6 protein-coding genes are annotated in these 4,931 nt (G+C 70.5%); 2 read left to right on the forward strand and 4 right to left on the reverse strand.

The features are described from left to right. Positions 1 to 950, reverse strand: a 950-nt coding sequence (locus tag VF697_RS36175) for a YihY/virulence factor BrkB family protein (RefSeq protein WP_331102319.1), incomplete at its 3' end; no start/stop codon positions are given. 162 nt (positions 951 to 1,112) lie between these two features. Between VF697_RS36175 and VF697_RS36180 the strand changes: the two genes are divergently transcribed. Continuing rightward, positions 1,113 to 1,772 carry a hypothetical protein gene (locus tag VF697_RS36180; protein WP_331102321.1) on the forward strand — a complete coding sequence of 220 codons (660 nt, stop codon included), beginning with the start codon at positions 1,113 to 1,115 and terminating at the stop codon, positions 1,770 to 1,772. Between the two features lie 10 nt (positions 1,773 to 1,782). On the opposite strand, the gene VF697_RS36185 is transcribed toward VF697_RS36180, so the two are convergent. From VF697_RS36185 to VF697_RS36195, 3 genes are all read right to left on the reverse strand, one after another. Beyond that, entirely contained in the window at positions 1,783 to 2,769 is a 987-nt protein-coding gene (locus tag VF697_RS36185) for a DMT family transporter (RefSeq protein ID WP_331102323.1), read from the reverse strand. Between the two features lie 89 nt (positions 2,770 to 2,858). Further along, on the reverse strand, positions 2,859 to 3,878 hold the full coding sequence (queG, locus tag VF697_RS36190) for a tRNA epoxyqueuosine(34) reductase QueG (protein ID WP_331102325.1): 1,020 nt from the start codon (positions 3,876 to 3,878) through the stop codon (positions 2,859 to 2,861). A gap of 46 nt (positions 3,879 to 3,924) precedes the next feature. Continuing rightward, positions 3,925 to 4,485 carry a cob(I)yrinic acid a,c-diamide adenosyltransferase gene (locus VF697_RS36195; RefSeq protein ID WP_331102327.1) on the reverse strand — a complete coding sequence of 187 codons (561 nt, stop codon included), beginning with the start codon at positions 4,483 to 4,485 and terminating at the stop codon, positions 3,925 to 3,927. A 196-nt stretch (positions 4,486 to 4,681) separates the two neighbouring features. Between VF697_RS36195 and thyA the strand changes: the two genes are divergently transcribed. Continuing rightward, positions 4,682 to 4,931 (forward strand): thymidylate synthase (gene thyA / locus VF697_RS36200; protein ID WP_331102329.1); only part of this gene is annotated, 250 nt, incomplete at its 3' end.

Consider the following 4,931-nt stretch of genomic DNA (forward strand, 5'->3'; position numbering starts at 1 on the left):
CGCCAGAAGGCGAGCCGATCCCGCCCCGAGCGCTGCCCCTCGACGGAGCTGCCCTTGAGGTGGGGCACTTCGAGGGGCGAGGGCTTCCCGGCCGCCTGAGCCGCCTCGGCCTCGGCCTGCTCGAGGATGGCATTCACCTCGCCCCCGACGATGAAGATGAGGCCGGTGAGGTAGAGCCACAGCAGCAGCACGACGACACCACCGATGGAGCCATAGGTGACGTTGTAGCGGCCGAAGTGCTCGACGTACTGCGTGAAGCCCCAGGTGGTGAGCAGCCACAGGATGCTGGCGAGCAGCGCGCCCGGGGAGAGGAACTGGTAGCGGTGCCGCACGGCCGGCAGGCGCCAGTAGCACAGGGCCAGCACCAACATGACGAGGCCGGCGGTGAAGGGCCAGCGCAGCCACATCCACACGGTGTGGTACACGTCGAGGACGTGGAGATGCTCGGCGATCCACTCGCCCAGCCGCCCGCCCAGCAAGAAGAGGGCGAAGGCCAGGGGGATGACCAGCGAGCCGGCCACCGTCATGAGGATGGCGAGCCCCTGCGTCTTCCAGAAGGGCCGGTACTCGGGCACGTCGTAGGCGAGGTTGAGCGCCCGGCGCAACGCGTCCACGCCGCGCGAGGCCGACCAGAGCGCCACCAGCAGGCCGAGGGTGATGAGGCGGGGCCGGCTCTGGCTGACGAGCGACTCGAGGTGCTCCTTCACCGCCCGCAGGGCCTCGGCCGGCATGAGCGGGCCGAGCCGCTCCACCATGGCCTCCACGGCCCCCGGGGCGACCGGCAGGTTCGCCGCGAGCGTCACGAGGAAGAAGAGAAATGGGAAGAGGGCGAAGAGGAAATAGAAGGCGAGCTGCGCCGCGCACTCGGTGACGGCGTCCTCCTGCAGCTCTATCCAGAAGCGTCGGAAGAACTCACGCCACGTCAGGTGCCTGGGCTTGCGGAACCCCATCCATCCTCCGTGTGGTCCCGGGAAAGGCAGGGAAGGTGGGCCCGGGTAGGCCTTCGTGCAGCAAGCGAACAGGCAGGGACTCGCCACTTGTTCCCTTCCCCGCCCTTCGGGGAGCTCCCCACGCCAGGAAGGGAGGATGCCTGCTAGCCTCCCCGTCCTACCATGCATCCCCTACCGCTCGTCATCTTCCTGACGCTCGCCGCTGGCCCCCACCGTCCCATCCCCGAGGGATGCCGCGAGGACCATGGGACCTGCCGCGAGGACTGCACCATCGAATACGGTGGCAGCACGACGAAGTACCGCCCGCTCACCGAGTGCCTCGTGAGCTGTGACAAGGAGCAGAAGGAGTGCACCGACCGGTACTACTCGCTCCAGGACATGCGGAGCGCGCCGGTACCCGAGCGCACCGCGGAGCCCGCCATGCGGGAGTCCGACACGGTTCCGGCGTCGGGCACGGCGCCCGCTTCGGACTCGGTGCGCCGCGGTGTCTACCGGGCCTCGGAGGCGGAGCCCCCCGCCCCCGCCGAGCCTCCCGCGCCCGTCGAGTCACCCGCGCCCGTCGAGTCGCCCGCGCCCGTAGCGAAAGAGGCACCCATCGCCGAGCCCGCGCCCGCGCCGAAGGCCCAGCCCGCGGCCCAGGCGCAGCCCGTATCGAAGCCGGCATCGAAGAGCAGCGAGGACATCCCCATCTTCGACGACCCCGAGCCCGAGCCGGCGCCCGCGCCGAAACCGGCCCCCAAGCCCGTGGAGTCCACGAAGCCGCAGCCGCCACCGGAGCCCAAGAAGAAGGACATCTCCGACTGGGACCCGAACGGGGACTGAGCGCGCCCGGCTACACGGACCGAGCGCGGGAGGAGGCGGGAGGAACCCGCGCGTCCTCCTCCACTGTCACCGGAGACGCCCGCTCGACGTGAGCGCCCTGCGTCAGCCGCACGCCGGCGATGACCAGCACGCCACCGACGGCCAGCTCCCAATGCAGCGGCTCGCCGAGCACCAGCCACGCGGCGAGCGCGGTGGCGGCGGGCTGGAGGTTGGAGAAGATGGCCACGCGCGAGGCGGGCACCTTGGACAGGGCGTAGTACCAGATGAGGTAGGCCACCACGGACGTGAGGATGGCCAGGTAGGCGATGCTCCCCAGGGCGGGAGCGCTGGCGGCGAAGGTGCGCGCCGGCTCCAGGGCGAAGGGCATCACGGGCACGAGGAGCAGGGCGGCGGCCACCATGCTCCACGAGGTGGCGCGTACCGGGCCATAGGTGGCGGCGAAGGGCTTGCCCTCGGTGGTGTAGCCGACCCAGGCCGTCACGGCCGCGAGGATGAGGAGGTCGCCCAGGAGCGAGCCGCCCGCCGACGCCAGCCCGCGTCCCAGCAGCAGCACCACCACGCCGGTGAGCGCGGTGAAGATGCCGAGCATGGCGCGAGAGGACGGCCGCTCGTGCCCCCGCGCGAGGCTCAGCAGGTACACGCCGAGCGGGGTGAGCGCGTAGAGGAGCGCCGCGTGGGACGCGGTGGAGTGGGCCAGCCCGTAGAAGAACAGCATCTGATTGATGGGGCCGGCGAGCAGGCCGAGCAGCAGCACGCGGCGCCACTCGGAGCGGGGCGGCAGCTTGGGGCCGGGCGTGAAGGCGATGAGCAGGCAGAAGACGGTGGCGCTCAGCAGGAAGCGCCAGAGCACCACGGTGACGGGCGGAAGCTCCGACATGGCCCGCTTGCCGGCCAGATACGTGCCCGCGCTGATGGTCACCTGCAACAACAGCGCGGCGTACACCTTGCCGAGCGGCGCCTGGTGAGAAGAGAGAGTCCCGGAGGTGGATGCGCCCATCGTGTGGAGGGCCCCGTATCAGATCGTGGCGCGGAGCACCTACGACTCACCGTGAAGCGAGCACGAACGTGTACCGCCTCGCGGCACCCCTACGCGTCCAGGTGCAGCAGCGCCCACTGCGCGGCGTGACGCACCTGCTCGCTGGGATCCTCGCGCAGCTTCTCCAGCAGGGCCCGGGCGTCCCGCTGCTTCGCGGCGCCCAGGGCATACACGGCGTTGCGGCGCAGCCCGTCGTACTTGGCCCGCCCGAGCGCCGTGCCAGGGATGAGCTGCGCGTACTGCTCGGGGGTGAGCGCGGCCAGCTCCAGCACCCCGAGCTCCGCCACCGCGCGCGGTGCGAAGCGCTCGTTCGGCGTCAGCACGGGGTGGCGGTTGAGGGGACACACGTCCTGGCAGATGTCGCAGCCGAAGATGATGTTGTCCATCTCCACCCGGAAGGACTCGGGCACCTCGGCGTGGCGGTTCTCGATGGTCTGGTAGGAGAGACAGGCCCGCGCATCCACCCGGCCCTGGCCCAGCAGCGCGCCGGTGGGGCAGGACATGATGCACTTGCGGCAGTGGCCACAGCGGTCCTCCGCGGGGCCGCCCGCGTACGCGTCCACTTCCGCGTCCAGGATGACCGCGGACAGCAGCACCCACGAGCCGAACGGCTCGGTGATGAAGCACCCGTTCTTGCCCACGTAGCCCAGGCCCGCGCGCGCGGCCCACACCTTCTCCATCAGCGGGCCCGAGTCCACGCTGCCGTAGTGGTGCACCTCGGGGTACGCCTCCGAGAGCAGCTTGCGAAAGGCCTTCAGCTTGTCGCGCAGGGTGGAGTGGTAGTCCCGGCCCCGCGCGTAGCGGGCAATGGGCGAGCCCGCCGTCCTCGGCTCCTCGCGGTAGTAGTTGGTGGCGAAGGCGATGACCGTCCGCGCCCCGGGGAGCAGCCGGGAGACATCGAGCCGCTCGGCCGCCCGGGTGCCCATCCAGTCCATGTCCGCGGCGCAGCCGGCCTCGAGCCACTCCAGGAGCGTCTCGGCGGGGATGGGCTCGGCGCGCGCGAAGCCCACGAGGTCGAAGCCGACCTGCTCGGAGAGCTGGCGAAGATGGGCGGTGGGCAGCGAAGTCACGGTCCCATACATAACCGCGTCGCCGCCCCAGGGGAGCCCCGCCGTGCTACTTGCCGGCCTTCTCCGGTATCCACTTCACATCCTCGACGCCCACCCGGTGGTTGGCGACCCGGGCCATGATGAAGAGCAGGTCCGAGAGGCGGTTGAGGTAGACCACCACCTCCTGGGTGGCCTCGCCTTCGCGCAGGGCGGCGACCACGCGGCGCTCGGCCCGGCGGCACACCGTGCGGCAGAGGTGCAGCGCGGCGGCCGCCTGGCTGCCCCCCGGCAGGATGAAGTGCGTCATGGGGGCGAGCTCGGTCTCGAAGGTGTCGATGGCCCGCTCCATGTCCGTCACCCACTCGGGCTTGAGCGGGGGGAGGTGCTCGGAGGCCTTGGTGCCCACGGGCGTGGCCAGCACCGCGCCCACGGTGAAGAGCTGGTCCTGCAGCCGCTGGAGGAGCGCGTCCAGGTCCGAGGGCATGGACAGCGCACGTGCGAGCCCCAGCGAGGCGTTCAGCTCGTCCACCTCGCCGTAGGCATCCACGCGCACGCTGTCCTTGCGCACCCGTCCCCCGCCGAACAGCCCCGTCTCTCCCGTGTCACCGGTCTTCGTGTAGATCTTCATGGCGCGGCCCTTCTAACGGTCTCCCGTACACGACTTCCACCGGAAGGCGCCGCTTCGTGTACGGCGGACTCGCACCGAGGGCATTCGTCGGAGATCCACCGCTCCCCCGCCCCCGAGTGTCGCGCGCTCCACAGCTCCTGGGCTAGAAGCCGCTCCCCCATTTGCGCCCACGCCCGGCCGGACGATCGATCCACTCATGAAACAGTACCTCGCCCTGCTCGAGCATGTGCTGAACCACGGAACGAAGAAGAGCGACCGGACCGGCACCGGCACGCTGAGCGTCTTCGGCCACCAGATGCGGTTCGATCTCACGCAGGGCTTCCCGCTGGTGACGACGAAGAAGCTCCACCTCAAGTCCATCATCCACGAGCTGCTGTGGATGCTCGCGGGCGGCACCAACGTGAAGGACTTGCAGAAGCACGGCGTCACCATCTGGGACGAGTGGG

This window comes from Archangium sp. (assembly GCF_036388035.1).
Classification (GTDB): domain Bacteria; phylum Myxococcota; class Myxococcia; order Myxococcales; family Myxococcaceae; genus Archangium.